The sequence below is a fragment of the Neisseria sp. HMSC061B04 genome (genome assembly GCF_001836705.1).
In the GTDB taxonomy this organism is placed as follows: domain Bacteria; phylum Pseudomonadota; class Gammaproteobacteria; order Burkholderiales; family Neisseriaceae; genus Neisseria.
This window is the reverse complement of sequence record NZ_KV830226.1, coordinates 1-327: the sequence shown is the minus strand read 5'-3', so window position 1 is coordinate 327 and position 327 is coordinate 1. Positions and strand designations below refer to the sequence as shown.

The following is a 327-nucleotide window of genomic DNA, read 5'->3' as shown; positions in this document are numbered from 1 at the left end:
CTAATTAACCTTTCCGCCTTGATTTGACATGGCATTATCATTGTAACCGTCATACATCAAATTCTGCGGACTCTTTCCTCCCATTGTCAAGACTTGCGGCGTTTCGGGCTGTGCCTTTGGTGCTTCCGTTGCCGCCGTTTCGGGCTGTTTTGTCTTATAGGGGTTAAAGGGTAGGCCGTCATTTACATATTGGACACAGGTTTTTTTGCTGATCTCTTTTATTTTTGTGCCTTGATCGGTGTAACAGTTACAGCCTTTTTCGGATTTGATGCAGGCAGACGGCCACGGCATTGCTTTAAAGTCTTTGTTCATGCTGTCGTAGATCGG

At 45.6% G+C, this 327-nt stretch carries 1 pseudogene; it reads right to left on the bottom strand.

The window, feature by feature from the left end:
* Positions 1-327: pseudogene (locus tag HMPREF2661_RS09875) on the bottom strand (zonular occludens toxin family protein); the annotation flags it as partial.